This window comes from Neotabrizicola sp. VNH66, assembly GCF_049445895.1.
GTDB lineage: Bacteria > Pseudomonadota > Alphaproteobacteria > Rhodobacterales > Rhodobacteraceae > Pseudogemmobacter.
This window is the reverse complement of the sequence record NZ_JBMSDW010000011.1, coordinates 71,044-97,822: the sequence shown is the minus strand read 5'-3', so window position 1 is coordinate 97,822 and position 26,779 is coordinate 71,044. Positions and strand designations below refer to the sequence as shown.

Genomic DNA, 26,779 nt, shown 5'->3' with positions numbered 1-26,779 from the left:
CCGGCATCGGGCTGCGTCAAGCGCCGCCGCCATGGCGCCGGCTGCGCAGCTTGGCGAAATATTCGATGCGCTTGTTCAGCTCGCGTTCAAAGCCGCGTTCGGGCGGGCTGTAGAAGACCGGGCGCTTCATGCCTTCGGGGAAGTAGTCCTGCCCCGAAAAGCCGTCGTCGGCGTCATGGTCATAGGCATAGCCGGCGCCATAGCCCACATCCTTCATCAGGCGCGTCGGCGCGTTCAGGATATGCTTGGGCGGCATCAGGCTGCCCGTCTCGCGCGCGCTGGCCCGGGCCGCCTTGTAGGCGGTGTAGACCCCGTTCGATTTCGGCGCCAGGGCCAGATAGACCACGGCATTGGCCAGCGCGAGTTCGCCCTCGGGGCTGCCCAGCCGTTCATAGGTCTGCCAGCTGTCGATGCAGATCGCCTGCGCCTGCGGATCGGCCAGCCCGATATCCTCCACCGCCATCCGCGTCAGGCGGCGGGCCAGAAACCGCGGGTCCTCTCCCCCTTCCAGCATGCGGGCGAACCAGTACAGCGCGGCATCCGGGTCGCTGCCGCGGATGGATTTGTGCAGGGCAGAGATCAGGTTGTAATGCTCATCCCCGGACTTGTCATAGCGGGCGGCGCGGCGCATCAGGCGCTTCGCCAGTTCCTCGCGGTCCAGCGGATTGTCCGTCCGCCAGGCCGCGACCTGTTCGATCAGGTTCAGCAGCGCCCGGCCGTCGCCATCGGCCATTTCCAGCATCGACTCGCGCGCGGGGGCCTTCAGCGGCAGGGCGCGGCCCAGCTCCTTCTCGGCCCGCTGGGCCAACCGTTCCAGATCGGCCAGGCTCAGACGCTCCAGCACGATGACCTGTGCACGCGACAGCAGCGCGGCGTTAAGCTCGAAGCTGGGGTTTTCGGTGGTGGCGCCGACCAGAAGGATGGTGCCATCCTCCATATGCGGCAGGAACCCGTCCTGCTGCGCCTTGTTGAAGCGGTGGATCTCATCCACGAACAACAGCGTCCCCTGCCCGTTCTGGCGCCGGATCTTCGCGGCCTCGAACACCTTTTTCAGGTCAGGCACTCCGGTAAAGATGGCACTGATCTGCACGAAATGCAGATCCGTCTCATCCGCAAGCAGCCGGGCAATCGTGGTCTTGCCCACGCCGGGCGGCCCCCAGAGGATCAGCGAGGACAGGCTGTGGGCCGCCAGCATCGCGCCCAGCGGGCCTTCGGGCGACAGGACGGCGGATTGCCCGATCACCTCGGACAGCGCCTTCGGCCGCAGCCGGTCAGCCAGCGGGCGCGGAGTCCCGGGGGCGGGCGCAGAAGGAGCGGAGTCGAAAAGGTCGGCCATGGTTCAAATCTAGGGCCGGGTCATGAAAATCGAAAGTAGCAAAGAGAAGGGACCTCCCGCAGGGAGGCCCCGATCACACCCCACCCGACATGCAGGTCAATGCAGCTTCGTCGCCATAGAGATCGACACGCAGACAGAGTTCATTCCGCCTTCGAATTCCATCACCGGCCCCACAGGAATGCAATCCAGCCCCACCCGGCGCGCCAGTCGCGGCGAATTTTCCGGGATGATGCCCAGAAGCGTGGTCGCACCCAGGTTGCGCGCGGACACCACCATCTCATGGATCAGCTGCATCTGCACCCGCAGCCGCTCGGACGCGGGCACGGCATCCGACACGAAAACGCGGCTGGATTCCCAGATGTTCGGGTCCACCGGAGCCTCGAAGTTCAGCAGGTTCGACGGGATCGTGTCCAGAAGACCCAGCTGGGCATCGCGGATCATGTAGCTGTAGATGCCGCAGCGGTGCGTGGTGGGCGTCAGACGGACACCGGCCATCACCTCGCCGTGCTGGTGCACTGCGACCCAGCGGCTGGCCGGGGTATCATACTGATCGAACTCCATCCCGTCCGCCTGGGGCAGGTCCCATTTGGCGTGCTGGATGAACGTTCGGTGTCGGGCCCTGAACATATTCGCGAACAACTGCCCGTGGATGTGCAGGTTCTGGTAAGAAAGGGTCGTGACTTCCATTTTTCTCTCTCCTTCCGAGGTGATTGGTTAACCTGTGAAGGGGAAAGGGCAATTCGGTCAGAGGAGCCGGTATTCCCGTGCCTTGCGGATCGCTTCCGAGTTTGTGCGCGCTTCCAGCCGGACACGCGCCGACTGCAGCCTCGCCTTGAAGGCACTTTCCGTGATCCCGAGTTTCTCCGCCGCCGCCGAATGCCGATCCCCATTTGCAACACATTGCAGCGCTTCGATCTGAGCTTTCGTGAGTTCGGATGGCGGCTTTGCCTCGATATGCAGGCGGACCGTCAGTTCCTTCAGCTCGTTCAGCTCATCGTCGGTCAGTTCCCGGTCCGATCTCGATACTCCGACGATCGAACGGGACGTGATCGGCCCGTATGACGAAACGGCGCCGTAGTTCAGGCCATAAGAGGCGGCCTTCTTCATCACTCCGAACGGATCGGGGAGGGGAATGGCACTCCAGCGTGTCGTCCCCTCGACCCCAACCCCCCAGAAGACAAGGGGATCCCGCAAATAATAGGAATGCGAGTTGTAATAATCCACCCAGGCAGGCGGATAGGAGCTGCGGTAAAGCAGCGGCGTGGCAAAGCGGATGTGAAGCCCGACCGTGTACCCCATGGGCGCAAGTAGGGCCAGCTGTTCCAGCAACACGTTGACAGCCTTCTGTTCCGACATACTGCCTGATTCCAGAATCTTGCGATTCTACTTGAGATTGATTTTCAACCCCTCCGACGCGAGTTCAAGCGAAAATCTACGTTTGGCAGGGAGTTGCGCGGCGTCTTTGACAAAAAAGCAAGGCCCGCCGAGGGGCGGGCCTTGTCGAACAAGCGTTGCGGGGCCTTATTCCGCCGCCGCGTCCTCGGCTTCAAGGCGAGCCCGGTCGGCCGCTCCCTTGGCCGAAGTGTCGCGGTCGACGAATTCGATGATGGCCATCGGGGCCATATCCCCGTAGCGGAAACCGGCTTTCAGAACACGGACATAGCCGCCCTGACGGTCCTTGTAGCGCGGACCCAGGATGTCGAACAGCTTGGCCACATCCTTGTCTTCCTTCAGCGCCGCGCCGGCCTGACGGCGGGCATGCAGGTCGCCGCGCTTGGCCAGCGTGATCAGCTTTTCGATGATCGGACGCAGTTCCTTGGCCTTGGGCAGGGTGGTCTTGATCTGCTCATGCTCGATCAGCGAGCCGGCCATGTTCGAGAACAGGGCCTTGCGGTGTTCGGCGGTGCGGTTCAGGCGGCGATAGCCGCGGGCGTGACGCATGGGGATCTCCTATCACGTTTTGCTTTGTGTTGCCACGGTGCGTTGCCGCGGCGTCGTTGGGGCGGAATTGCCCAGATGGTCCCCGGAAGCCCGGGCATTCAGTATCCCCTCCCCGCCCGGTGGCGGAGAGGGGGTGTCCCTCAGAACTGGTCTTCGAAGCGCTTGGCCAGATCTTCGATGTTTTCCGGCGGCCAGTCCTCGACTTCCATGCCGAGATGCAGACCCATGCCCGAAAGCACTTCCTTGATCTCGTTCAGCGACTTGCGGCCGAAGTTCGGGGTGCGGAGCATTTCCGCCTCGGTCTTCTGGATCAGATCGCCGATGTAGACGATATTGTCGTTCTTCAGGCAGTTGGCCGAACGGACCGACAGTTCCAGCTCGTCCACTTTCTTCAGCAGCAGCGGGTTGAATTCCAACCCGGTGTCCACTTCCCCGGCCTTGGCGGCTTCGGGCTCTTCGAAGTTCACGAAGACGCCCAGCTGGTCCTGCAGGATGCGGGCGGCATAGGCCACGGCATCCTCAGGCGTCAGGCTGCCATCGGTCTCGATCTTCATGGTCAGCTTGTCATAGTCCAGCACCTGCCCCTCACGGGTGGGCTGCACTTCGTAGCTGACCTTCTTGACCGGCGAATAGATCGCGTCGATCGGGATCAGGCCGATGGGCGCATCTTCCGGGCGGTTCTTGTCGGCCGAGACATAGCCCTTGCCGGTGTTGACCGTCAGTTCCATGTAGACATCGGCGCCGTCATCCAGGTGGCAGATGACGTGCTCTTTGTTCAGGACTTCGATCCCGTTGGTTTCCGAGATGGCACCGGCGGTGACGACGCCCGGCCCCTTGGCCGAGATCGACAGGCGCTTCGGCCCTTCGACTTCCATCTTCAGGCTGACGCCCTTCAGATTCAGGATGATGTCGGTCACATCCTCACGGACACCCGCGACGGACGAAAACTCGTGCAACACATTGTCGATCTGCACCGAGGTGATCGCGCCGCCCTGAAGCGACGACAGCAGAACGCGGCGCAGCGCATTGCCCAGCGTCAGACCGAAGCCGCGTTCCAGCGGTTCGGCGATCACGGTCGCAACGCGCGCAGCGTCGGCGCCCGGCTTCACGACAAGCTGCGTCGGCTTGATCAGTTCCTGCCAGTTCTTGTGGATCATGAACTTGCCTCCATTCTTGCCGCAACCTCCATGTTCCGAAGAGGCAGGGCGCCCGAGGGTCTTTCAAACGCCGAAAACCGGGCCACGCAACACGGCGCGGCCCGGCCAGTTTCTGGATGTCTCAGACGCGGCGACGCTTGGGCGGCCGGCAGCCGTTGTGCGCCAGCGGCGTGACATCGCGGATCGAGGTGATGGTGAAGCCCACGGCGGCCAGCGCGCGCAGCGCCGATTCGCGGCCCGAACCCGGGCCCTGGACTTCAACTTCAAGGGTCTTCACGCCATGTTCCTGCGCCTTGCGGCCGGCGTCTTCGGCAGCCATCTGGGCGGCATAGGGCGTCGATTTGCGCGACCCCTTGAAGCCCATGGTCCCGGCCGAGGACCAGGAGATGGCATTGCCCTGAACGTCAGAGATCAGGATCTTGGTGTTGTTGAACGAGGAGTTCACATGAGCAACGCCGGCGGCGATGTTCTTGCGCTCCTTGCGCTTGGTGCGGGCGGCGCCCTTCGGATCACGTGCCATTGGTCAACCGCTCCCTTACTTCTTCTTGCCGGCGATGGGCTTCGCGGGGCCCTTGCGGGTGCGCGCGTTGGTGTGGGTGCGCTGGCCGCGGACGGGCAGGCTCTTGCGGTGACGCAGGCCGCGGTAGCAGCCCAGATCCATCAGCCGCTTGATGTTCATCGACACTTCACGGCGCAGGTCGCCCTCAACCGTGTAGTTGGCGTCGATATGCTCGCGGATGGCGAGGATTTCGGCGTCCGACAGCTGGTTGACGCGGCGGGCACGGTCGATCGACAGGGCTTCGCAGATCTGTTCGGCCACATGCGGGCCGATGCCGGTGATATAGGTCAGCGCGATCGGCACACGCTTCTGGGTGGGGATGTTGACGCCAGCGATACGGGCCACGTCATCGTTCCTTTCGTTGCGGTTCCGTCTTGCCAGAACCTTTTTTCACAACGCCCAGGCGGACCGGGGCGACGATCTTTCCGCGCGACAGATGCCGGGGAAAACCCTGCACGGACGATTCCTGTGCGGGACGCCGTGCAATATGGGGATTTGCGCCGCCCGTCAAGGGCAGCGGAGGGGGTTTTCACCCTTTGTCAAGAACTTTCGCAATGGCCGCAGCAACGGCCTCGACAGCGGCCATGCCATCCACCTGCTGCAGATCGCCCTTGGCATAGTAATAGCCCAGAAGCGGCGCGGTCTTCTTGTAATATTCACGCAGGCGGTCGGCAAAGACCTGCGCGTTGTCGTCGGCACGAACCGGCTGACCGGCGGCACGGGCCTCTTCGGCCCGCGTCTCGATCCGCGCGACCAGCGCCTCATCATCCACCACCAGCTCGATCACGGCATCCAGCGTCTGCCCCTTGCGGTCCAGCAGCGCGCCCAGGGCATCCGCCTGTTTCAGCGTGCGGGGGAAGCCGTCGAAGATGAAGCCGCCGGGCGCGCCCTGCGTCAGCTTTTCCTCGATCAGGCCGATCACGATCTCATCGGTGACCAGCTGGCCCTTGTCCATGATCTCGGCCACACGGCGGCCCAGGTCGGTGCCCGAGGTCTTGGCCGCGCGCAGCATGTCGCCGGTGGACAGCTGCACCATGCCGCGGGTCTCGACCAGACGGGTGGCCTGGGTGCCCTTCCCCGCGCCGGGCGGGCCTAGGAGGATGATATTCTTGGACATGCTTCCTCTCTCAGCGCCGGGCCGGGGCGCGCGGGCCCGTCTTTCGTTTCGACCGCAGCTGCGACTTCTCGATCAGCGATTCATACTGATGCGCCAGCAGGTGGGACTGGACCTGGTTGATCGTGTCCATCGTGACCGAGACCACGATCAGCACCGAGGTGCCGCCGAAGTAGAAGGGCACGCCGATATTCGCGATCAGGAATTCGGGCAGAAGGCAGACCACCGCCAGATAGGCCGAGCCGAGCACGAGGATACGGTTCACCACATAGGTAAGGTAATCCTCGGTCTTCTTGCCGGGCCGGATGCCGGGGATGAAGCCGTTCTGGTTCTTCAGGTTCTCGGCCACCTCATCAACCTTGAAGCTGACGTTGTTGGTGTAGAAGTAGCTGAAGAACACGATCAGCGCGGCCAGGAACAGCGCATGCAGCGGCTGGCCATAGCCCAGATAGGCGGTGATCGTGGACAAGATTGGATTGGTCGAGCCGCCCGAGAAGGTGCCCAGCGTCGTGGGCAGAAGCAGGATCGACGAGGCGAAGATCGCCGGAATCACGCCCGCCGGGTTAACCTTGATCGGCAGGTGGGACGAACCGCCGTCATAGATCTTCATGCCCACCTGACGGCGGGGATACTGCACATGGATCTTGCGCAGGGCGCGTTCCATGAACACCACGAACATGATGACCGCGACGACCAGCACCAGAATGCCAAGGATCACCGGGGTCGAAATCGCGCCCGACTGACCTTGGGCGAAGAACTGCGCCAGCGCGGCCGGGATTTCCGCAACAATCCCCACGAAGATGATCAGCGAGATACCGTTGCCGATGCCGCGGCCGGTGATCTGTTCGCCCAGCCACATCAGGAACATGGTGCCGCCGACCAGAGTGATCACCGCGGTCGCGATGAAGAACCAGCCCGGGGAATGCGCCATCTCGCCGGCCTGCAGGGAAACCGCGATGCCGTAAGCCTGGAAGATCGCCAGCGCCACCGTGCCATAGCGGGTGTACTGGTTCAGCTTCTTGCGCCCGATCTCGCCTTCCTTCTTCAGGTGCTGCCAGGGCTGATACATCGTGGCCAGAAGCTGCACGATGATCGAGGCCGAGATATAGGGCATGATGCCCAGCGCAAAGATCCCCATGCGGGAGATTGCGCCGCCGGTGAACATGTTCAGCATGCCCCCCAGCCCCTGCCCCGCCTGCCGCATGAATTCACGCAGCGCATCGCCGTCGATGCCCGGCACCGGGATATAGGTGCCAAGGCGATAGACGATCAGGACGCCGATGGTGAAGAAGATGCGTTGGCGAAGGTCGGTCGCCTTGGCGAGCGCCCCCCACGAGAGGTTCGCAGCCATTTGCTCTGCGGCTGATGCCATGTCCGGTCTCTTTCATGGACAGCGCCGCCGGATCCGTCTTCCGGGTCCGGCGGCGCAGGAAAACTGCTAGGTGATGTAAGCGACGGACGCGCCGCTCACAACAGCTTATTCAGCGGCAGCCGCCTTCACGGTGATCGAACCGCCCGCAGCCTTGATGGCTTCGACGGCGGCAGCCGAGGCGCCGGTCACATTCAGGGTCACGGCGGTCTTGATGTCACCCTTGTTCAGGATGCGGATGCCGTCGCGCTTGTTCGAGGTCAGACCGGCCGCGACCAGCGCGTCCTCGGTGATCTCGGCCTTGGCGTCCAGCTTGCCCAGACCGATGAACTTTTCGATCAGGCCCAGGTTGACGACGGCGAATTCCAGACGGTTGGGCTTGTTAAAGCCGCGCTTCGGCAGGCGGCGGTAGAGCGGCATCTGGCCGCCTTCGTATCCGCCCAGAGCCACGCCCGAACGGGACTTCTGACCCTTGATCCCGCGGCCGGCGGTCTTGCCCTTGCCCGAACCCGGGCCGCGGGCAACGCGCTTCTGCTTGCGGGCGGCGCCTTCGTTGTCGCGCAGTTCATTCAGTTTCATGTCGCTCTCCTTGGCCGGAAAACCCCCGCCAGCGACGGATGGGGGCACACGGCATTTTTTGCTTGTTGAGTCGCGGCCCGACGGCCACCGTGCGCCTATAGACGAAGCCCGTTCACCTGACAACCCGAAGACGATAAGCCGCCCATGATCCAGCCTTCGTCGCTCCGCAAGACCCTGAGCGCGGGGTGTGCCTTGCTTTTTCTGTCAGCGCCGCTGGCCATCGCACAGACGGATGCGCCGGAATCCCCACCCGCAGCCGCGTCTGTGTCCCCCGGGAATATCAGACCGCGCTACGACACTGGCTGGCCAATCGGCCTGATCACACTGCAGCGATGGATCATTACGGCATCTACGGCCGGTTCACCGTGCTGGTTCAGTTCGTCATCGGCAGGGATGGCACCATTCTGGATGCAAAGGTCCTGCAATCCTCGGGCAATCCCGTCGCCGACCGCATCGCGCTGGAGCAGATCCGTGAGGCCAGCGGCGCGCCGCCCTTCGTCGCAGGAATGCAGGGTGAAACGCCGAATTTCATGATCGAGATCGTGGTGGACAACAGTTCTGATGAGACAGCACCCGCACACCAGTGACCCACCTCTTACGGCTTGAACGCATCCAGCGGCGGGGTGTCCAGCGCCGGAGTATCGCCCCGGAACTGCACCAGCCAGCCCAGGCTCTTGTTGAAGCCGATCCGGTTCAGCTTCAGTTCTCCGTTCACGAAAAACAGATCGGCCACCCGGTATTGCTGGCGGATGCCGGTCTGGGCGTCCCAGATTTCCACCACCGCCGCTTTCTTGCGCGCGGTGCCAAGCTGAAGCTGAAACATCCGGGGATCGGCGGTTTCTGCGACCGCGCTCAGAACCGCCAGCACCTCATAGTAATCGGTGATGCGTTCGTCCTGAAACCGGCAGACGCCCTCCAGCCCTACGGCGCCAAGCGCCGCGACACCTGCCGCGATGCCGATGGTCTGGCTGGTGACGACCGTGCCGCTGATGCCAAGAACCTTCGCCGCCTCCTCGGCCGCTCCTGCCGCCAAGGCACCGTTCTTGCCACCCATGACCGCGCCAAGCGCCGTCAGCCCGCCCTGATCGACCAGAGTGAAGAAATCCTGCGACTTGCCGCCCAGCCCCTTCAAGCTTGACTGATCCGCGGTTTCCGAAGCCAAAGCCGGGGCCCGCGCCCCGATCAGCTCTGAAAGGCGGAAATCGCAAAGCGCCGCCTGCGCCGCACCCGCGGCCAAGGTCACCGCCAGGCTCAGGGCAAGTCCCGCCGCCACTGCCAATCCTGTCCTGCTGCCCGTCATGCCCGATCCGCCCGTTTCACAGCCGCCTGTTCCCGGTGGCCTGTTTCCCGGCACGATAGCGCAAAACGGGGGGCCACGGCAAAGCCCCCTGTCCGCGACAGGCTTCACTTTGACGACAGATGCCGTCAGCCCGGTCAGGAGGCCGGCGGCCAGACGAAATCAGGTCGCAGCCCGGCATAGACCGGCCGGCCATCCTGCGGCGCCGGGTATCCCTTCGTCTCATCCCAGAAGGCATGATAGCTCGCCTTCGGAAAGGCGGCATCGTCATAGCCCATGACATTCGGCACTGCCACGCGGATGCGGCCCTGCTTGTCATCCAGCATGATCACCGCCCCGCAATCGGTGCAAAGGCAGATCTCCAGCGGCCCGTTCGGATTCTGCGCGTTGAACGGCACCCGTTTCAGCTTTTCGAGGTGGTCCACGGCCACATCGCCATGGTTGAAAAACGCCACATGGGTGGTGTGCTGTCCGGTCACGGATTTGCACACGTTGCAATGGCATTCGTGGTTGTCGATCGGCTCGGCGCTGGCGGTCACATGCACATGATCGCAGCCGCCCGCGTAATGCGTGGCCATGGTCTCTCTCCCTGACGCTCGGCCGCGCCCCTCCCGGCGGGCGAGTCGGGGACCAGATTACCACCAAAGCAGCCGGAACCGCGGGACTTTCATCATCAGGGGCTTCGGGCTTCCCGCATGATGCAAGGGTCTGGCCCCACCCTGATCAGGCCTGCGGTTCCCGGTCTTTCCGCAAGGCCGGAAGCCGCACCGCCCGTGGCACCGGACCAGCCCCTGACGTCGCAAGACTATTGTCAGGACCGCGCTACTTGCGCCGCTTATGCTCTTCCAGCCGGGGCATGATCTCGACAAAGTTGCAGGGCCGGTGGCGGTAATCCAGCTGCCAGACGAGGATCTCGTCCCAGGCATCCTTGCAGGCCCCGGTCGATCCGGGCAGCGCGAAGAGATAGGTGCCGCCCGCCACTCCGCCCGTGGCCCGGCTCTGCACCGCCGAAGTGCCGATCTTTTGCATCGACACCATGGTGAAGACCGTGGCGAAGGCCTCGATCTCCTTCTCATAGACATCGCGATGCGCCTCGACGGTGACATCCCGCCCGGTCAGGCCGGTGCCGCCGGTGGACAGGATCACATCCACCCCCGGATCGGCGATCCAGCCGCGCAGCTGCGCCGCAATCGCCGCCCGGTCGTCCTGCACGATGGCCCGCGCGGCCAGCTGATGCCCCGCCCCCGTCAGCCGCTCCACCAAAGTATCGCCCGAACGGTCCTCGGCCAGCGTCCGGGTGTCGCTGACCGTCAGCACGGCAATCCGCACCGGAATGAAGTCGCGGCTGTCGTCGATCCGGCTCATCCCCGGTTTCCTTTGCGCAGATGGGCCTGCAAGGCCAGCAGATCGGCCCAGGCCTCCCGCTTCTCGCCGGGCTGGCGCAACAGATAGGCCGGATGGAACATCGGCAGCATCGGACGGCCATGAACCTCGGTCCAGCGCCCCCGCGCCCGCTTGATCCCGCGCTGCCCGGTCAGCGCGAAGAGCGGCGTGTTGCCCATGGTCACCACCACCTCCGGATCGGCCAGCGTGATATGCCGCTCGATGAAGGGCTTCATCATGGCAATCTCCTCCGGCTCCGGATCGCGGTTGCCGGGCGGGCGCCAGAACAGCACGTTGGTGATATACAGCGCCTTCTCCGTGTCCGGGTTTTGACGCGACAGGCCGATGGCCGCGAACATCCGGTCCAGCAGCTGCCCGGCCCGGCCCACGAAGGGGCGGCCCTCCAGATCCTCATCCCGGCCCGGCGCCTCGCCCAGAATCAGCACCCGTGCCTTCGGATTGCCGTCCGAGAACACCGTGTTCCGGGCGCCCCGCTTCAGATCGCACAGATCGAAACCATGCACCGCCTCGCGCAGCGCCTCCAGCGAGGCGGCCTTTGCCGCCAGCCCGCGCGCCACCTCCACTGGATCGGTCTTGTGGGCCACCGGTTGGGGCGTCGCCTCGGCCGCCACCGCGCGCGGTGCAGCAGGCGCCGGCGCCGCGGCCTGTGCCGCGCGCACCTCGTAGCGGTTGACCGGCGCCTCGCCCGTCACCTCATCGACCCCGCAGTCCAGCTGCCACGCCAGCGCGGCCAGCGCGGCGTCCCAGTCCCCTGCGATGTCTTCGGCGATTCCCATGCCCGCACCCTAGGTCCCCGCGCCCGCCCCGGCAAGGCAACCGCCTGTCCCCGCCGCAGCCGCAGGTGCCTCCGGCGGGGATATTTGAACCAGTATGAAAGACCTTTACGCTTTCATACTGGCGCAAATATCCCGGGGGAGTCCCTGCAAGGGACGGGGGCAGCGCCCCCATCCGCGCTTGCCCGCGGGCGCGCGCTTTGCCATAGAGGGCGAAATCCGAAGGGGAACTGCCCATGGCCTTCCGCGCCCGCCACCTTCTGGGGATCGAGCCCCTTTCGCCGCTGGAAATCACCACCATCCTCGATCTGGCGGAGCGTTACGTCGATCTGAACCGGCGCACGGTAAAATCCTCGGATGTGCTGGCGGGGATGACGCAGATCAACATGTTCTTCGAGAATTCCACCCGCACCCAGTCCAGTTTCGAACTGGCGGGAAAGCGGTTGGGCGCCGACGTGATGAACATGAATATGGCGACCTCGTCCGTGAAGAAGGGCGAGACGCTGATCGACACCGCCATGACGCTGAACGCGATGCACCCCGACCTTCTTGTCGTGCGGCATGCCTCGTCGGGCGCGGTGAACCTTCTGGCGCAGAAGGTGGATTGCGCCGTTCTGAATGCGGGCGACGGGCGGCACGAACATCCGACGCAGGCGCTGCTGGATGCGCTGACCATCCGCCGGGCCAAGGGGCGGCTGCAACGCCTGACCATCGCCATCTGCGGCGATGTGGCCCACAGCCGGGTGGCGCGGTCGAACCTGATCCTGCTGGGCAAGATGGAGAACCGGCTGCGGCTGGTGGGTCCCCCCACCCTGATGCCGCCCGGTTTCGCGGACCTTGGCTGCGAGGTCTATGAGGATATGCGCGAGGGGCTGCGCGACGCCGATGTGGTCATGATGCTGCGGCTTCAGAAGGAACGGATGGATGGCGGCTTCATCCCCTCGATGCGGGAATATTACCACCGCTACGGGCTGGATGCCGAGAAGCTGTCCTATGCCAAGCCCGATGCCATCGTCATGCACCCGGGCCCCATGAACCGCGGGGTCGAGATCGACGGCGAGATCGCGGACGACATCAATCGATCGGTCATTCAGGATCAGGTGGAGATGGGCGTAGCCGTGCGGATGGCCTGTATGGATCTTCTGGCCCGCAACCTGCGCGCCGAGCGCGGGCGCAAGATCGTGGGCAGCTATGTCTGACGCCGCCGCATCGTCTGACGCCGCATCCGTTCTGGCGGACTGGCGGGCCGATCCCGGCATCTACTGGAAGAACCATCTGATCCTTGCCGCCGTCTTTGCCGTCCTTGCCGCAGCGGTCCTCTGGGCCATCGGCAATCCGCATGTCTGGACCGGCCCCTTGGCCGCGATTCTGGCCGTCTTCGTCCGCGCGGCCTATCTGCGGTCCGAAGCCCTGGCCGCGCGCTGGACGCTGACGCGTGCGCAACTGAGCGGGCCGCAGGGCCGGCTGGTCCCGCTGTCTTCGGTGGCAGAGGTCAAGATCGTGCTGGGCGATGTGTTGGTCGTCACCCGGGCAGGCGACAAGCATCTGATCAAATATCTCGCCGATCCCGAAGCCGCCCGCGCCGCCATTGAAAGGGCCGCCCGGTGAAACCCGATCCCGACCGCAAACCCACCAAGGACGAGATGCGCGCCGGCGGCATGGTCGCCACGGCGGCCCTGGTGGTGATCGGCCTGCTGACCCTGGTCTTCATCTGGATCGGGGGTTGAGCGATGTCAGCCGAGGAGGACATACCCGAAGGGTGGGAGGGTCTTCTGGCCCCGGGAGAGCGTATTCTGTGGCAGGGACGTCCGGATCCGGCGGCCGACTGGCACAGATTGGCCGATCCGCGCAGTCTGGTCGGTCTGGGGATCGGCGGCTTTGCCCTTTTCTGGCTGGTGCAGGCCGGGCAGTCCGGTCCGGGCGGACCCCCGCCGGTGTTCTTCCTCTTCGGCCTGCCGTTCTTCTGGGTCGGCTGGCATCTGGTCGCAGGACGTATTCTGGCCGATGCGCGGCGCCGGCGCGGCACGCAATACACGCTGACCGACCGGGCCGCCTTCATCGCCACCGAGACCCGCCACAAGCGCAGCCTGCAACGCCACCCGCTGGAGCCGGACATGGCGCCGCTGCTGGAGGAAACCGCGACCGGCGGCACGGTCTGGTTCATCGACCAGCAGATCCGCCACCCCGCCGCGCGGCACAAGCGCGGCAACGGCCGCCACGGGTTCCGCGACAGCGAAGCCTGGACGGAACGGCGCCGGGTGGGGTTCGAACGCATTGCCGATGCGCGAGAGGTGTTCGGACTGCTGCGTCAGGCATTGGCGGCGCTGCCGCCGCGTCCCGTTGCCGGCGGAGCGGAGGCATGACCCCGCGCGCGCCGCAGCCCCGCCTTTGCCCGCCCGCCGCCGCGCCGGTGGACAGCCGCCGCAACAGGCCCTACACCCGGCGGCGCCAGATGCGCATTGCCACAGGCCAACGGGTGATGTGCCGCCTCTGCCAGAGCCAGACCGGAACAGCATGACCGCGCTTCATTTCACCAATGCCCGCCTGATCGACCCCGAGGCGCTGACCGACGAGCCGGGCAGCCTGACCGTGCAGAACGGCACGATCCTTGGCCGCGGCGGCAAGGCGCCTAAGGGGGCCACGGTCATCGACTGCGGCGGCAAATGCCTTGCTCCCGGAATCGTGGACTGGGGCGTCAAGATCGGCGAACCGGGCGAGCGGCACCGCGAAAGCTTCCGTTCCGCCGGGCTGGCGGCGGCGGCGGGGGGCGTGACCACGATCATCGCGCGGCCCGACACTTTGCCCGCGATCGACACGCCCGAGGTGCTGGAGTTCGTCACCCGCCGCGCGGCCGAGGCGAGCCCCGTCCGCATCCGCCATATGGCCGCCCTGACCAAGGGCCGGCAGGGGCGCGAAATGACCGAGATCGGCTTTCTGCTGGATGCAGGTGCCATCGCCTTCACCGATGCCTTCCATGTCTCGACCGATACCAAGGGCCTGTCCCGCGCGCTGACCTATGCCCGCAGTCTTGGCGCGCTTGTCGTGGGCCACCCGCAGGAGCCGGGGCTTTCCGCAGGGGCCGCGGCCACCGCGGGCAAGTTCGCCTCGTTCCGGGGCATCCCGCATGTGTCGCCGGTGGCCGAACGCATGGGGCTGGAGCGCGACCTCGCGCTGGTCGAGATGACGGGCGCGCGCTACCACGCCGACCAGATCACCACGGCCCGCAGCCTGCCTGCCCTGCGCCGCGCGAAGGAGGCAGGGCTGGATGTCACCGCCGGAACCTCGATCCACCATCTGACGCTGAACGAATTCGACGTTGGCGATTACCGGACTTTCTTCAAGATGACGCCGCCCCTGCGATCCGAGGATGACCGGCAGGCCATCATCGCCGCGCTGGCCGAGGGGCTGATCGACGTGATCGCCAGCTTCCACACCCCCGCGGATGAAGAATCGAAACGGCTGCCCTTCGAAGAGGCCGATCCCGGCGCCGTGGCGCTGGAGACGATCCTGCCCGCGGCCATGCGGCTGTGCCATGGCGGCCACATCGGCCTGCCGCAGCTGTTCCGCGCGCTGGCGCTGAACCCGGCGAACCGGCTGGGCCTGCCGCAGGGGCGGCTGTCGGACGGAGCACCGGCGGACCTTGTGCTGTTCGACCCGGATGCGCCCTTCCTGATGGACCGGTTCAAGCTCCGCTCGAAATCGAAGAACACCCCCTTCGACGGCGCGCGGATGGAAGGTAAGGTGCTGGCCACATGGGTCGGCGGTGCGGAAGTATTCCGCAGCGGAGCATAGGGCTGATCGTTCGGCTGCGCCGCCGGTCGCAGAATCGGGGGAGCGGTCGGAGACCGACGACAAGGCAGGGCAAACCGCGCCGAGCAAAGAAGAACAGGGACAGGGATGACATGCCGCAACTGGTGACCGCAACCGACACGCTGCTCCTCACGGCGGTGCTGTCCTATCTTCTGGGCTCCATCCCGTTTGGCGTGCTGGTGACGCGCGCCCTCGGGCTGGGCGACCTGCGCCGGATCGGATCGGGCAATATCGGCGCGACCAATGTGCTGCGCACCGGCAACAAGGGCGCCGCGCTGGCCACCCTGCTGCTGGACGGGGCGAAAGGCGCGGTGGCCGTGCTTCTGGCCCGCGCCATTGTCGGGGCCGAGGATGCGGCGCAGGTGGCGGCGCTGGCCGCGTTTCTGGGCCATCTTTATCCGGTCTGGCTGGGCTTTCGCGGCGGCAAGGGCGTGGCCACCTTTCTGGGCACACTTCTGGCGCTCGCCTGGCCGGTGGGTCTGGCCGCCTGCGCCACCTGGCTCGCCGCGGCGGCGCTGACGCGGATGTCCTCAGCCGCGGCACTGATCGCGGCGGCGACCTCTCCCGTCTGGCTCTGGACCTTCGGGCAGGGCCGGCTTCTGGTGCTGGTCATTCTGCTGACGTTGCTGATCTATATCCGTCACGCCGCCAATATCGCGCGGATCCGCAGCGGGACCGAGCCGAAGATCGGCGCGAAGAAAGGCTGATCCGCGATGCCCGGCCCGCTGCTCTCGCTGGTCGCGGTCTGGCTTCTGGGGCTGATCGCGGTCTGGCTTGTCCTTCGGACGCTCCTGCGCCGCCGGGCGCGGCAGAAGCGGCCTTATGCGGTGATCGACGGCTCCAATGTGATGCACTGGAAGGACAACACACCGGACCCCGTGCCGGTCACGCAGGCCGTGGCCCTGTTGCGCGCCAAGGGCTATCGCCCCGGCGTGATCTTCGATGCCAATGCCGGATACAAGCTGGCCAACCGCTATGGGGATGATGCCGCGCTGGCCAGAATGGTCGGCCTGCCTGCCAGCGATGTCCTTGTGGTGCCCAAGGGACAGCAGGCGGACCCGTTCCTTCTGGACTTCGCCCGCGACAGCGGCGCCATTCTGGTCAGCAATGACCGCTTCCGCGACCGGATTGCCGAATACCCCGCACTGGCCGCGCCCGGACGGCTGGTCCGTGGCGGCTGGCGCGATGGCAGGCTCTGGCTGGATCTGCCCCGAAACTGACCCCGGGGCAGAACCGGCGGCAGGCTCAGCGGCCGCCCATCCGCTCCACCGCTTCGGCCGTGCGCTTGGTGTTTTCGTAGATGCCGACGACAAGGAACAGCATTCCGGCGAAGATGATGGCGTAAAGGATGCCGCCGACGATGATCATAAGGCCCGCCAGCCCCTGACCCTGCCCCATCGCCATGCCGCCTGCGACAAGCCCGCCAATGGCCAAGAGCGCGGCCATGAGCCAGACCAGAACATCGAACGACCGGATGATTGCGTGACGCATTTCTCAAATTCCCTTTCACGATTGTTTGGGGCCGGGCCCTGACGCGGAACAATATGCTTATGAAAAAGGCACGCGGCCGCGCGAATCATGCGCGGGCCGCGGAATTTGGTCAACGGGGATATGCCTTACGGACAGGTGTCGCCGGTTACAGGCTGGCGGCCTCATAGATCGGGGCCAACGCGCCGCCCCAGTCTCCGCGGTAAAGCCGCAGCCAGCGGTCGGCCTGCACCTCGCCGCGCGACAGGCTGTCCTGCACGGGGGCCAGCCAGGCCTCTTCGCCGTGGCCGCGCGCGGCCAGACCGGCCGCCGACAGCGCCACCGCCGCCTGCGCCAGATCGGCCATCTTTACATCGCCCACCTGCGCCTGCAGCGCCGAAACCGATGCGGCCACCCGAAGCTCTTCGCGCGTTTCCGTATCGAAGCCCTTGACCAGATCCCATGCGGCATCCAGCGCGCCGCCATCATACATCAGCCCGACCCAGAAGGCCGGAAGCGCCACCAGATGCGCCCGGTCGCCCGCATCGGCGCCACGCATCTCGATATATTTCTTCACCCGGGCTTCGGGGAAGACGGTGGTCATGTGATCGGCCCAGTCGCTGAGCGTGGGCTTTTCGCCGGGCAGCGCGGGCAGTTCGCCCTTCAGGAAATCGCGGAACGACTGGCCGAGCGCGTTGATATACTGGCCGTCGCGGTAGACGAAATACATCGGCACATCCAGCACCCAGTCCACATAGGCCTGGAACCCCATGCCGTCGTCAAAGGCAAAGGGCAGCATGCCGGTGCGGCTGTTGTCCAGCCCGCGCCAGATGCGGCTGCGCCACGATTTGTGGCCGTTTTCCTTGCCGTCAAAGAACGGGCTGCTGGCGAAGAGCGCCGTCGCCACCGGCTGCAGCGCCAGGGCAACGCGCAGCTTCTTGACCATATCCGCCTCGGACCCGTAGTCGAGGTTCACCTGCACGGTCGAGGTGCGGTACATCATCTGCGTGCCATGGGTGCCGACGCGGCCCATATAATCGGTCATCAGCCGGTAGCGGCCTTTCGGCATCACCGGCATCTGGTCATGGCGCCATTCCGGCGCAGCGCCGATCCCCATGAAGCGGATGCCCAAGGGGTCCGCGATCTGGCGCACCTCGTCCAGATGGTTTTCCAGTTCCGCCGCCGTCTCGCCGATGGTGGCCAAGGGCGCGCCGGACAGTTCGAACTGGCCGCCCGGCTCAAGGCTGATATTGGCGCCGTCCCGGGTCAGGCCGATGACATTTTCACCCTCGCGCACCGGGGACCAGCCGAAGCGGTCCGCAAGCCCGGCGAACAGCGCCGAGATCGAGCGCGCGCCGCCATAGGGCAGCGGCTGACGTGTATCGGTCAGCCAGCCGAATTTCTCGTGCTCGGTGCCGATGCGCCAGTCGGCGGCCGGTTTGCAGCCGCTTTCCATAAGCCCGGCCAGCTGGTCGAAGCTTTCGATCGGTCCGCCGCCGGATTGAGGAATGGACATGGGGACGCTCCCGGATCTTGCGCTGGCCTTCAGTCCGGGCGGGGGCCCGGGGGCGCCAACACCTGTCGCGGCGGGCGGCGGCTGTCAAGCCTTCGCCCCGTCGCATCACGAAAGGTGATGACGGTTCAGACCCGGCGCAACCCGCTGCCGCTGCGCCGCCAGACGGTCACCTGCCGCAGGGAGACAGCCGGCAAAGTGCTGCCCGTCGGGGCGGCGGATCCGGCCAGCGCAGCCACCAGATCATGCGAGGACAGCCCCGGCAGCGCGGCAAAGGCATCGAACAGATCGGCCGCCCCCGCCGCATCCAGCGGTATCAGCAGCGCACGACCGGACAGGTCCTGCAGGTGCCAGACCTGCCGCCCGCGCAAGCTGACCAGCCGCAGCTCGGCCAGATCATGAAGTGCGATCTCGCCACCCAGTTTCGGGTGCAGATAGCGCAGCCGCGCCTCGTCCAGTTCCACCAGCCCCGGCGCCCCCGGATCGCCGCGGAAACGCGCCCGGCGCAGCGCCAGAAGCGCCCAGCCCCCCGCCGCCGCTGCCAGCGCCAGACCAAAAGGGATCAGCACCAGCCCGCCCAGGGATGCCGTCCACAGCCCAAGGGCCAGCGCCAGAAGCGCGGCCCCCACCTCGGCCCAGCGGGACAGGAAGGCGCGGACCGTGGGGCGGATCATGTCCAGTCTCCGCAACGCGCCTGCCACAGGGTGACAGCCGCCAGCGCCGCCGTCTCGGCCCGCAGGATGCGCGGGCCAAGCGCCACGGGCTGCACGAAGGGCAGCGCGGCCAGCCGCGCCTGCTCCTCGGCGGTAAAGCCGCCTTCGGGGCCGATCAGGATGGCCGCCGCCTCTCCGGGCTGGCCGGTCCAACCCCCTGCCTCACCAGCGCGCGCCTCATCCGCCCAATAGAACCGCCGCCCCTCGGGCCATGCGGAAAGCAGCCGATCCAGCGGCTGCACCTCGTCGATCCCGGGCACGAAGGTGGCGCCACATTGCTCGGCCGCTTCGCGGGCATGGGCCTGCATCTTGTCTGCGCGCAGCCGGTCGCCCTGGGTTCGCCGGGTCTGCACCGGGATCAGCCGCGCCACCCCCAGCTCCACCGCCTTTTCCACCAGAAAGGCCATCTTCTCTTTCCGCAGCGGCGCGAAGACCAGCCACAGGTCGGGCGGCATCCGCTGCGGGGCGGTCTGTTCGGCGCAGACCAGAATGCCGCGCCGTTTGCCCGCCTCGGCCACGCGGGCCAGCCATTCGCCGTCGCGGCCGTTGAACAGCAGCACGCCGTCCCCGACAGCCAGCCGCATGACGGCGAAAAGATAATTCGCCTGCCCTTCGTCCAGGGCGACGGCTTGCCCCGGACCAAGCGGCTGATCTACACAAAGTCTGATGCCGGTCGCTGCCATGGGGGGAACCTATGACCCAACCAGACGGAAAACCAGAGGGCAGCGTGGCCGATGCCGTCGCCGGGAACTGGGTGGACCGGCTGGCTCCGCCCCCTGCGCGGCCCTATCTGCGGCTATCCCGGGCGGACCGGCCCATCGGGACGTGGCTTCTTTATATCCCCTGCCTCTGGGGCGTGGCTTTGGCCGCGAACAACGGCAGCGGGTTCCGGATGTGGGACCTGTGGATCGCCCTCTCCTGCGGGATCGGCGCCTTTCTGATGCGCGGCGCGGGCTGCACATGGAATGACATCACCGACCGCGATATCGACGCGCAGGTCGCCCGCACCCGCAGCCGCCCGATTCCTGCCGGTCAGGTGACCGCGCGGCAGGCGGCGGTCTGGATGGCGGTGCAGGCGCTGATCGCCGCAGTGATCCTGTTCAGTTACAACCGGCTGGCCATTGGCCTCGGCATCCTTTCGCTGTTGCCTGTGGCGGTCTATCCCTTTGCCAAGCGCTTCACATGGTGGCCGCAAGCTTTTCTGGGCATCGCCTTCAACTGGGGCGCCCTTCTGGCCTGGGCCGCCCATGCGGGCGAGGTGCCGGCGGGCGCGCTGCTCCTTTACCTCTCGGGCATCGCCTGGACACTCTATTACGACACGATCTATGCCCATCAGGACAAAGAGGATGACGCGCTGATCGGGGTGAAATCCACCGCGCGGCTGTTCGGCCAGCAGACCGGGCGCTGGCTGGCGGTATTCCTTGTGCTGGCGGTGCTGCTGTTCGCCGCCGCCGTGATCGTCACCCTGCCCGCCGCGCGAGGTGTCTGGCCCATGGTGCTGGCGCTGGCCGGGGTTTGGGCCTTCGGCTGGCACATGGTCTGGCAGATGCGGCAGGTGGATCTGGACGACCCCGCCTCCTGCCTGCGGGCCTTCCGGTCCAACCGCGATGCCGGGCTGATCGTTGTGCCATTTCTTGCCGTTGCGGCAATGCTGTGACGATGCCGCGTTGATCCCGGCCGCGGGGGCGCCTAGGAACCTTCGGGAATCGCGGCAGCCGCCGCGCGCGCCGCGAAGGATACCACCCGCTTGCCGCACCGCCTTCTTCGACTGCCGCAGACCACGCTGGCCGCTCTGGCCTTTGCCGCCGCCGGTCTCCTGATGCTGGGCGTGGCCTTCGTCGCCGCGCTGGTGATCGAGAACCGCACCGACACCGTGCTGACCACCCGTCTGGGCGAGGCGCGGATGGACTGGGTTCAGGTCGAGACGAACGGCATGCAGGTGCAACTGACCGGCACCGCCCCGAACGAGGCTGCGCGGTTCCGTGCGCTGAACATGGTGGGCAGCCTGATCGATTCCTCGCGCATTCTGGACGGGCTGGAGGTGAAGCCCGCCACTGCCATCGCCGCGCCCGACTTCTCGGTCGAGATGTTGCGCAACGATGACGGAATCCAGCTGATCGGGCTGGTGCCGGAACGTCCCGGCGAAGGCGGGCTGACGACCGAGGGGCTGATCGCCGCCGCGGCCGATCTGGTGCCCGGCAGTGACCCGACAGATATGTTGCAGGCCGCAGCCTATCCCCCGCCCGCCACATGGGACGCGGCGCTGCGCTTCGGCCTTGCCGCGATGGAGATGCTGGAGCGGTCCAAGATCTCGGTCTCGGCGGCCCGGGTGGAAATCACCGCCATTGCCGACAGCGAGGCCGAGAAGCGCCGCTTCGAAGCCGACCTTGGCCGGATGAAACCCAAGGATGTTGCCCTGCGGATGGAGATTTCGGCGCCGCGGCCCGTGATCACCCCCTTCACCCTGCGCTTCATTCTGGATGCCGAGGGCGCGCGGTTCGATGCCTGTTCCGCCGATACCGACCGGGCGCGGAACACCATCCTCTCCGCCGCCCGCGCCGCCGGGCTGGCCGCCAATGCCGCCTGCACCGTGGGCCTTGGCGCGCCCAGCCCGCGCTGGTCCGAAGGTGCGCGGGCCGCGATTGCCGCGGTGGCCGCCATGGGCGCGGGCTCGGTCACCTTCTCGGATGCGGACATTACGCTGACGGCGGGTGAAGGCGTGACACAGGCCGCCTTCGACCGTGCCCTTGGCGATCTGCGCGCCGCGCTTCCCGATGTCTTCTCGCTGGAGGCGATCCCGCCCAAAGCGGAAACTGCCGCGCAGGGCCCGGCGGAATTCACCGCGACCCTGGCCGAAAGCGGCCGGGTGGAACTGCGCGGCCGTCTGGTGGATGAGGCGCAACAGGCCGCCGTGGGCGCCTTTGCCCGCGCCTCCTTCGGCGCCGATGATGTCTATGTCGCCACGCGGCTGGACAGCGATCTGCCGGATGGCTGGCCGGTGCGGGTGCTGGCGGGGATCGAATCGCTGTCCCTGCTGCATCAGGGCAGCCTTCTGGTCCGCGGCGATCTGGTCGAAGTGAAAGGCGTCACCGGAGCGCAGGATGCGCGGGCGAAGATCACGCAGATCCTGTCCTCGCGCCTTGGGCAGGGCCAGACTTTCCGCGTTGATGTCCGCTATGACGAGGAGCTGGACCCCCTCGCGGCGCTGCCCACGCCTGAGGAATGCGCGGCCGAGGTGACGGTGGCGCTGACGGCGAAGAAGATCACCTTCACCCCCGGCTCCGCCGAAATCGCGCCCGAAGCGGCCCCCGTGGTCGAGACCCTGGCCGGTATCCTGAAGGATTGCCCCGGTATCCGGATGGAAATTGCCGGATATACCGATTCGCAAGGATCGGAATCGGGGAACCTCGCGCTCAGCCAGGCCCGGGCCGAGGCGGTGATGATGGCGCTTCTGGGCCGCCGGGTCGACACCTCGGGCATGGTGGCGCAGGGCTATGGCGAGGCCGATCCCATCGCCGACAATGGCACCGAAGAAGGGCGCGAGGCGAACCGGCGGATCGAATTCCTGCTGATCGGCGCCGAACCCGCCGATGACGGCGAGGCGGGGACCGAAGCCGGGGCGGCGGATGCGCCGGCCGCAGCTTCTGCGGTCGCAGAACCGGCCCCTGCGGCCGAAGCAGAGGCTGCCGAGGCCGCTGACGCGGCGGTTCCCGATTTCTCGGGCGACACCAGCCCCTCTGTCGCGCCGACTGAAAAGACGATACGCCCCAAGGCGCGCCCCGCGCGCGAGGGTTGAAGGACCACAGATGAACCGCACCGAATTCGTCATCGCCACCGCCATCATCCTGCTTCTGGCCTTTGCGATGGGCTGGTTCACCCATTGGTTGCTGCACCGCTTTGCCCGCAACAGCGGCAGCGATCTGGGCGAGATGGACCGGCTGGCCCAATCCCTGCACGAGGCCGAGGAGATGCGTGATCAGGCCGTCCTTTATCTGGAGCAGCGCGAGGCAGAGCTGACGAACCAGATCCAGCAGACCGAGGCCGAGCTGCGCGCCGCGATGGAAGGCCTGCGCGACGCAAGGCAGGAGGCCGAGGAGATGCGGTCCTATATCGAACGCATGCACGCGAACGGCTGACACGGGCGCGTCGCACACTTCTTGCCCGGACCCCAAAGCGGAGCGGGGTTTCCGGGCTGCGCATGCAGTGCCCGACGAGGCGGCGGTCCAGTGCGCCGGAATGCCGCCAGCCCCGGGCGAGTTTGCGCCCGAACTGGACCTATCGTCACGGTTGAACTGGACAAGCGGGGGGCTGCGCCCCTAACTCTCGGGCCAATTCCTGCATAGTCGGAGGCCCCCATGCTTGATGCCGTGACCAATCTTCGCGACCTTCTGAAGGACCCTTCGCTTCTGGCCACGAAGGCCTATGTCGCGGGCGAATGGATCGGCGCCGATGACGGCTCCACCTTCGCGGTCGTGAACCCGGCCCGTGGCGATGTCATCGCCGAAGTGCCGAACCTGTCGCGCACTGAGACCGCCCGCGCCATCGCCGCAGCCGAAAAGGCGCAGAAGGACTGGGCCGCCCGCGCCGCCAAGGAACGCGCGGTCATCATGCGCAAATGGTTCGATCTGATGATGGCCAATCAGGACGATCTGGGCATCATTCTCTGCGCCGAAATGGGCAAGCCGCTGGCCGAGGCCAAGGGCGAGATCGCCTATGGTGCCAGCTTCATCGAATTTTTCGGCGAAGAGGCCAAGCGGATTTACGGCGAGACGATCCCCGGCCATCAGCGCGACAAGCGCATCACGGTAATCAAGCAGCCCATCGGCGTGGTCGCCTCGATCACGCCGTGGAACTTCCCCAATGCGATGATCACCCGCAAATGCGGCCCGGCCCTGGCCGCGGGCTGCGCCTTCGTCGCGCGCCCGGCCGCGGAAACTCCGCTGTCGGCGCTGGCGCTGGCGCTGCTGGGGGAACGCGCGGGCCTGCCGAAAGGCCTGCTGTCGGTCATCACCTCGAAGCGGTCCTCCGACATCGGCAAGGAGTTCTGCGAAAACCCCGCCGTGCGCAAGCTGACCTTCACCGGCTCGACCGAGGTGGGCCGCATCCTTCTGCGTCAGGCGGCGGATCAGGTGATGAAATGCAGCATGGAACTGGGCGGCAATGCCCCCTTCATCGTGTTTGACGACGCCGATCTGGATGCCGCCGTGCAGGGCGCCATGGCATCCAAGTTCCGCAACAACGGCCAGACCTGCGTCTGCGCGAACCGTATTTATGTGCAGTCCGGCGTCTATGACGCCTTTGCCGAAAAGCTGCGCGCCGCCGTGGCCGCAACCAAGGTGGGCGACGGTCTGGCGGACGATGTGCAATTCGGCCCGCTGGTCAACCATGCCGCGGTGGAAAAGGTGCAGGAGCATATCGCCGACGCCACCTCCAAGGGCGCACAGGTGATCCTTGGCGGCCAGCCGCATGAACTGGGCGGGAACTTCTTCCAGCCGACCATCCTGACCGGCGTGACCGACAGCATGATCGTGACGAACGAGGAAACCTTCGGTCCCGTCGCTCCCCTGTTCCGGTTCGAGACGGAAGAGGAAGTCGTGGCCAAGGCCAATGACACGATCTTTGGTCTGGCATCCTATTTCTACGCCCGTGACGTGGGCCGCATCACCCGCGTGCAGGAGGCGCTGGAATACGGCATCGTCGGCGTGAACACCGGCATCATCTCGACCGAGGTGGCCCCCTTCGGCGGCATCAAGCAATCCGGCCTTGGCCGCGAGGGTAGCCACCACGGGATGGAGGATTTCCTCGAACTGAAATACATCTGCCTGTCGATCTGACACCAGTCATCAGACGGATGGAACGGGGCCCCTGCGGCCCCGTTTGCGTTGAAGGCAACAGCCTGTCGCCGCACAGGTCGTGTCGCCCGGACAGATCCGCTGGCCACGCAGTCCCGATGCCGCAGCAGGACCTGCGCAGGGGTGTCTTTCCCCGGCCCCGTTGCCGGACCGCACCGCGGCAGCTCCCCTTCTCTTTCACCCTCAACAAGCGGTGCAGGTTCTGGCAGGATCGCGCCACAAAGGAGAGGCAGATCATGGCCCGCGCCAAACCCGACCCCAGCCCGGAAGAGCTTTTCCTTGCGCCGCTTCTGCGCCATCTCCGCCGTGACCCGGCGCTGGAGACCTTGGTGTTCTGGGGTGCGGAGCTCTGGCCCGACGACCCGTCCGAGGCGCTGGAATCCGAAGAGGTCGGGTTCTATGCCGAGGGGCTGATCCCCGAAGGGTTCAACCTCGTCTGGCAGGTGCTGGCCGAACCGGGCGCAACCCTTTGCGACCATGCAAGGCTGTATGTCTGGCAGGATGGCCCACCCCCGCCCGATGCCCCTGCAGGCTGGCAGGTGCTGGAACAGGGCCGGTGGACCCGCGCATGATTTTCGCCACCGTCCATGCGGATTGCGCCGCGCTTGGCACACGGCTTTTCACGGTCACCAGCCATGACCTGTCGGCGGGGCTGTTCCGGCGGGCCTATACTTCGCATCCCGTGGAATATCCCACCCATGGCACGAAGCCCCTCTTGCGCGACGCATGGTATGACCTGTGCATCGGCCGTGCGCAGCCCTTCGTCGCCAACACGCCGGAGGCGTTCCGCGATCTGTTCTTCGACCATGCGCTGATCGAATCGCTCGGCCTTGGCGCGGCGGCAAACCTGCCGGTTGTGGCAGATGACGGCACCGTGCCCGGCACGCTGAATCTTCTGGCCGGGGCGGGGCATTTCACGCCGGAGCGGCTGGCCGCCTATGATGCGGTCCTGCGCCGCCACCGCGCGGCCCTGCTGGGCGCGATGTAATGGCCTTTACCCTGCGGCAGCTGCAGTTCTTTGTCGCCGCAGCCGAGGCCGGGTCGGTCACCGGCGCCGCGCGCAACCTGTCAATCAGCCAGTCCTCGGTGACCGAGGCGATCCGCGCGCTGGAGGATGATCTGGGCGTCCTCTTGTTCGACCGGCAGGCGCGCGGGCTGGAGATCACGCTGAAGGGTCAGTCCTTCCTGCGCCATGCGCGCCAGATTCTGGCCGATGTCTCCACCGCCCGAAGCGCCTTTCGTGACGAGGCCGAAGCCGCGCCGGGGCGGCTGTCGCTGGGCGTCACCTCGCTGGTGGCGGGCTATGTGCTGTCCGACATCCTGTCGCGCTACCGCCGCGCCTATCCGAAGATCGAACTGACGGTGATCGAGGACAATGCCGATTACCTCCAGCACCTGCTGATCGGCGGAGAGCTAGATGTGGCGGTGCTGGTGACATCCTCGGTCAAGGACCGGATGGCGCTGAATGTCGAATCGCTGCTGGTCTCGCCCTACCGGCTATGGCTGCCTTTGGGGCATCCGCTGGCCGATCAGGAGTATATTGCGCTGGAAGAACTGGCCGGCCAGCCGCTGATCCAGCTGATGGTGGACGAGATTGAGGAATCGACCCGCCGCCTGACCGCGGCCCTGCCGGTGAAGCCACAGATCGCCTTCCGCACCCGCAGTGTCGAGGCGGTACGGTCGCTGGTGGCCACGGGGGCCGGGCTGGCGATCCTGCCCAGCCTTGTTTACCGGCCGTGGTCGCTGGAAGGCGACCGGATCGAGACGCGGGATGTCTCGGGCGATCTGCCCACGGTGCAGGTGGGGCTGGCCTGGCGCCGCGGGGCGCCGTTGTCGGCCCCGGCGCGGAATTTCATCCGTTCGGCCCAGGGCGCGATTGCCAGCCGCTGAGCCCG

34 protein-coding genes are annotated in these 26,779 nt (G+C 66.2%); 16 read left to right on the top strand and 18 right to left on the bottom strand.

Annotation, left to right across the window (positions count from 1 at the left end; translation table 11 throughout):
- Positions 1-16 precede the first annotated feature (16 nt).
- The 10 genes from ACO2Q5_RS15900 to rplO form a co-directional block, all read right to left on the bottom strand.
- Positions 17-1,336, bottom strand: coding sequence for a replication-associated recombination protein A (locus ACO2Q5_RS15900; RefSeq protein WP_423292798.1), 1,320 nt, complete (start codon positions 1,334-1,336; stop codon positions 17-19).
- A 96-nt stretch (positions 1,337-1,432) separates the two neighbouring features.
- Complete coding sequence (locus ACO2Q5_RS15895) at positions 1,433-2,023, bottom strand: acyl-homoserine-lactone synthase (protein WP_423292796.1); 591 nt, start codon at positions 2,021-2,023, stop codon at positions 1,433-1,435.
- 57 nt (positions 2,024-2,080) lie between these two features.
- Positions 2,081-2,692, bottom strand: a complete 612-nt coding sequence (locus tag ACO2Q5_RS15890) for an autoinducer binding domain-containing protein (protein ID WP_423292794.1) — start codon at positions 2,690-2,692, stop codon at positions 2,081-2,083.
- Between the two features lie 165 nt (positions 2,693-2,857).
- Positions 2,858-3,277, bottom strand: a complete 420-nt coding sequence (gene rplQ / locus ACO2Q5_RS15885; RefSeq protein ID WP_423292792.1) for a 50S ribosomal protein L17 — start codon at positions 3,275-3,277, stop codon at positions 2,858-2,860.
- Between the two features lie 140 nt (positions 3,278-3,417).
- Entirely contained in the window at positions 3,418-4,434 is a 1,017-nt protein-coding gene (locus ACO2Q5_RS15880; protein ID WP_423292790.1) for a DNA-directed RNA polymerase subunit alpha, read from the bottom strand.
- Between the two features lie 121 nt (positions 4,435-4,555).
- Positions 4,556-4,954, bottom strand: coding sequence for a 30S ribosomal protein S11 (gene rpsK, locus ACO2Q5_RS15875; RefSeq protein ID WP_423292788.1), 399 nt, complete (start codon positions 4,952-4,954; stop codon positions 4,556-4,558).
- A 15-nt stretch (positions 4,955-4,969) separates the two neighbouring features.
- Positions 4,970-5,338 carry a 30S ribosomal protein S13 gene (gene rpsM, locus ACO2Q5_RS15870; protein ID WP_423292786.1) on the bottom strand — a complete coding sequence of 123 codons (369 nt, stop codon included), beginning with the start codon at positions 5,336-5,338 and terminating at the stop codon, positions 4,970-4,972.
- Between the two features lie 184 nt (positions 5,339-5,522).
- Complete coding sequence (locus ACO2Q5_RS15865; protein WP_423292784.1) at positions 5,523-6,110, bottom strand: adenylate kinase; 588 nt, start codon at positions 6,108-6,110, stop codon at positions 5,523-5,525.
- A gap of 10 nt (positions 6,111-6,120) precedes the next feature.
- The gene (gene secY / locus ACO2Q5_RS15860) at positions 6,121-7,479 is read right to left on the bottom strand and encodes a preprotein translocase subunit SecY (protein WP_423292782.1); all 1,359 of its coding nucleotides are present in this window, start codon (positions 7,477-7,479) and stop codon (positions 6,121-6,123) included.
- A gap of 105 nt (positions 7,480-7,584) precedes the next feature.
- On the bottom strand, positions 7,585-8,055 hold the full coding sequence (gene rplO, locus ACO2Q5_RS15855; RefSeq protein ID WP_423292780.1) for a 50S ribosomal protein L15: 471 nt from the start codon (positions 8,053-8,055) through the stop codon (positions 7,585-7,587).
- Between the two features lie 185 nt (positions 8,056-8,240).
- Here rplO and ACO2Q5_RS15850 point away from each other — a divergent pair, with 185 nt between their 5' ends.
- The gene (locus tag ACO2Q5_RS15850) at positions 8,241-8,642 is read left to right on the top strand and encodes an energy transducer TonB (RefSeq protein WP_423292778.1); all 402 of its coding nucleotides are present in this window, start codon (positions 8,241-8,243) and stop codon (positions 8,640-8,642) included.
- Positions 8,643-8,650: 8 nt separating this feature from the next.
- Here ACO2Q5_RS15850 and ACO2Q5_RS15845 read toward each other — a convergent pair whose 3' ends face one another.
- The 4 genes from ACO2Q5_RS15845 to ACO2Q5_RS15830 all read right to left on the bottom strand — a co-directional run bounded on the left by ACO2Q5_RS15845 (position 8,651) and on the right by ACO2Q5_RS15830 (position 11,532).
- Complete coding sequence (locus ACO2Q5_RS15845) at positions 8,651-9,355, bottom strand: hypothetical protein (protein ID WP_423292776.1); 705 nt, start codon at positions 9,353-9,355, stop codon at positions 8,651-8,653.
- A 134-nt stretch (positions 9,356-9,489) separates the two neighbouring features.
- Complete coding sequence (locus ACO2Q5_RS15840) at positions 9,490-9,930, bottom strand: GFA family protein (protein ID WP_423292774.1); 441 nt, start codon at positions 9,928-9,930, stop codon at positions 9,490-9,492.
- Between the two features lie 244 nt (positions 9,931-10,174).
- Positions 10,175-10,717: a molybdenum cofactor biosynthesis protein B gene (moaB, locus tag ACO2Q5_RS15835; RefSeq protein ID WP_423292772.1), complete on the bottom strand. Its 543-nt coding sequence runs from the start codon at positions 10,715-10,717 to the stop codon at positions 10,175-10,177.
- The gene (locus tag ACO2Q5_RS15830) at positions 10,714-11,532 is read right to left on the bottom strand and encodes a uracil-DNA glycosylase (RefSeq protein WP_423292770.1); all 819 of its coding nucleotides are present in this window, start codon (positions 11,530-11,532) and stop codon (positions 10,714-10,716) included. Before ACO2Q5_RS15830 ends, moaB begins: the two co-directional genes overlap by 4 nt.
- A gap of 233 nt (positions 11,533-11,765) precedes the next feature.
- Here ACO2Q5_RS15830 and ACO2Q5_RS15825 point away from each other — a divergent pair, with 233 nt between their 5' ends.
- From ACO2Q5_RS15825 to ACO2Q5_RS15790, 8 genes are all read left to right on the top strand, one after another.
- A complete protein-coding gene (locus ACO2Q5_RS15825) occupies positions 11,766-12,728 on the top strand; it encodes an aspartate carbamoyltransferase catalytic subunit (protein WP_423292768.1) in 963 nt (320 codons plus the stop codon).
- A complete protein-coding gene (locus ACO2Q5_RS15820) occupies positions 12,721-13,137 on the top strand; it encodes a hypothetical protein (RefSeq protein ID WP_423292766.1) in 417 nt (138 codons plus the stop codon). The genes ACO2Q5_RS15825 and ACO2Q5_RS15820 overlap by 8 nt, the downstream gene beginning before the upstream one ends.
- The gene (locus tag ACO2Q5_RS15815) at positions 13,134-13,256 is read left to right on the top strand and encodes a hypothetical protein (RefSeq protein ID WP_423292764.1); all 123 of its coding nucleotides are present in this window, start codon (positions 13,134-13,136) and stop codon (positions 13,254-13,256) included. The genes ACO2Q5_RS15820 and ACO2Q5_RS15815 overlap by 4 nt, the downstream gene beginning before the upstream one ends.
- Before the next feature lie 3 nt (positions 13,257-13,259).
- The gene (locus ACO2Q5_RS15810) at positions 13,260-13,892 is read left to right on the top strand and encodes a hypothetical protein (RefSeq protein ID WP_423292762.1); all 633 of its coding nucleotides are present in this window, start codon (positions 13,260-13,262) and stop codon (positions 13,890-13,892) included.
- Positions 13,889-14,047, top strand: coding sequence for a hypothetical protein (locus tag ACO2Q5_RS15805; protein ID WP_423292760.1), 159 nt, complete (start codon positions 13,889-13,891; stop codon positions 14,045-14,047). The genes ACO2Q5_RS15810 and ACO2Q5_RS15805 overlap by 4 nt, the downstream gene beginning before the upstream one ends.
- Entirely contained in the window at positions 14,044-15,321 is a 1,278-nt protein-coding gene (gene pyrC, locus ACO2Q5_RS15800; protein WP_423292758.1) for a dihydroorotase, read from the top strand. Before ACO2Q5_RS15805 ends, pyrC begins: the two co-directional genes overlap by 4 nt.
- Before the next feature lie 110 nt (positions 15,322-15,431).
- On the top strand, positions 15,432-16,046 hold the full coding sequence (plsY, locus tag ACO2Q5_RS15795) for a glycerol-3-phosphate 1-O-acyltransferase PlsY (RefSeq protein WP_423292756.1): 615 nt from the start codon (positions 15,432-15,434) through the stop codon (positions 16,044-16,046).
- 6 nt (positions 16,047-16,052) lie between these two features.
- Positions 16,053-16,559 carry an NYN domain-containing protein gene (locus tag ACO2Q5_RS15790; RefSeq protein ID WP_423292754.1) on the top strand — a complete coding sequence of 169 codons (507 nt, stop codon included), beginning with the start codon at positions 16,053-16,055 and terminating at the stop codon, positions 16,557-16,559.
- Positions 16,560-16,584: 25 nt separating this feature from the next.
- Here ACO2Q5_RS15790 and ACO2Q5_RS15785 read toward each other — a convergent pair whose 3' ends face one another.
- The 4 genes from ACO2Q5_RS15785 to ACO2Q5_RS15770 form a co-directional block, all read right to left on the bottom strand.
- Positions 16,585-16,830, bottom strand: a complete 246-nt coding sequence (locus tag ACO2Q5_RS15785) for a hypothetical protein (protein ID WP_423292752.1) — start codon at positions 16,828-16,830, stop codon at positions 16,585-16,587.
- A 145-nt stretch (positions 16,831-16,975) separates the two neighbouring features.
- Positions 16,976-18,322 carry a glutamate--cysteine ligase gene (locus ACO2Q5_RS15780; protein ID WP_423292750.1) on the bottom strand — a complete coding sequence of 449 codons (1,347 nt, stop codon included), beginning with the start codon at positions 18,320-18,322 and terminating at the stop codon, positions 16,976-16,978.
- Positions 18,323-18,447: 125 nt separating this feature from the next.
- Positions 18,448-18,993, bottom strand: a complete 546-nt coding sequence (locus ACO2Q5_RS15775; RefSeq protein ID WP_423292748.1) for a hypothetical protein — start codon at positions 18,991-18,993, stop codon at positions 18,448-18,450.
- On the bottom strand, positions 18,990-19,715 hold the full coding sequence (locus tag ACO2Q5_RS15770) for a 16S rRNA (uracil(1498)-N(3))-methyltransferase (RefSeq protein ID WP_423292746.1): 726 nt from the start codon (positions 19,713-19,715) through the stop codon (positions 18,990-18,992). The genes ACO2Q5_RS15775 and ACO2Q5_RS15770 overlap by 4 nt, the downstream gene beginning before the upstream one ends.
- Positions 19,716-19,726: 11 nt before the next feature.
- On the opposite strand from ACO2Q5_RS15770, the gene ubiA reads away from it, so the two are divergent.
- The 7 genes from ubiA to ACO2Q5_RS15735 all read left to right on the top strand — a co-directional run bounded on the left by ubiA (position 19,727) and on the right by ACO2Q5_RS15735 (position 26,774).
- Positions 19,727-20,689 carry a 4-hydroxybenzoate octaprenyltransferase gene (gene ubiA, locus ACO2Q5_RS15765; RefSeq protein WP_423292744.1) on the top strand — a complete coding sequence of 321 codons (963 nt, stop codon included), beginning with the start codon at positions 19,727-19,729 and terminating at the stop codon, positions 20,687-20,689.
- 90 nt (positions 20,690-20,779) lie between these two features.
- A complete protein-coding gene (locus tag ACO2Q5_RS15760; protein WP_423292742.1) occupies positions 20,780-22,828 on the top strand; it encodes an OmpA family protein in 2,049 nt (682 codons plus the stop codon).
- 10 nt (positions 22,829-22,838) lie between these two features.
- Entirely contained in the window at positions 22,839-23,168 is a 330-nt protein-coding gene (locus ACO2Q5_RS15755; RefSeq protein WP_423292740.1) for a hypothetical protein, read from the top strand.
- A gap of 219 nt (positions 23,169-23,387) precedes the next feature.
- Entirely contained in the window at positions 23,388-24,866 is a 1,479-nt protein-coding gene (locus ACO2Q5_RS15750; RefSeq protein WP_423292738.1) for an NAD-dependent succinate-semialdehyde dehydrogenase, read from the top strand.
- A gap of 254 nt (positions 24,867-25,120) precedes the next feature.
- A complete protein-coding gene (locus ACO2Q5_RS15745; protein WP_423292736.1) occupies positions 25,121-25,456 on the top strand; it encodes a hypothetical protein in 336 nt (111 codons plus the stop codon).
- Entirely contained in the window at positions 25,453-25,872 is a 420-nt protein-coding gene (locus tag ACO2Q5_RS15740) for a GAF domain-containing protein (protein WP_423292734.1), read from the top strand. Before ACO2Q5_RS15745 ends, ACO2Q5_RS15740 begins: the two co-directional genes overlap by 4 nt.
- Positions 25,872-26,774 carry a LysR family transcriptional regulator gene (locus tag ACO2Q5_RS15735; RefSeq protein ID WP_423292732.1) on the top strand — a complete coding sequence of 301 codons (903 nt, stop codon included), beginning with the start codon at positions 25,872-25,874 and terminating at the stop codon, positions 26,772-26,774. Before ACO2Q5_RS15740 ends, ACO2Q5_RS15735 begins: the two co-directional genes overlap by 1 nt.
- Positions 26,775-26,779 lie beyond the last annotated feature (5 nt).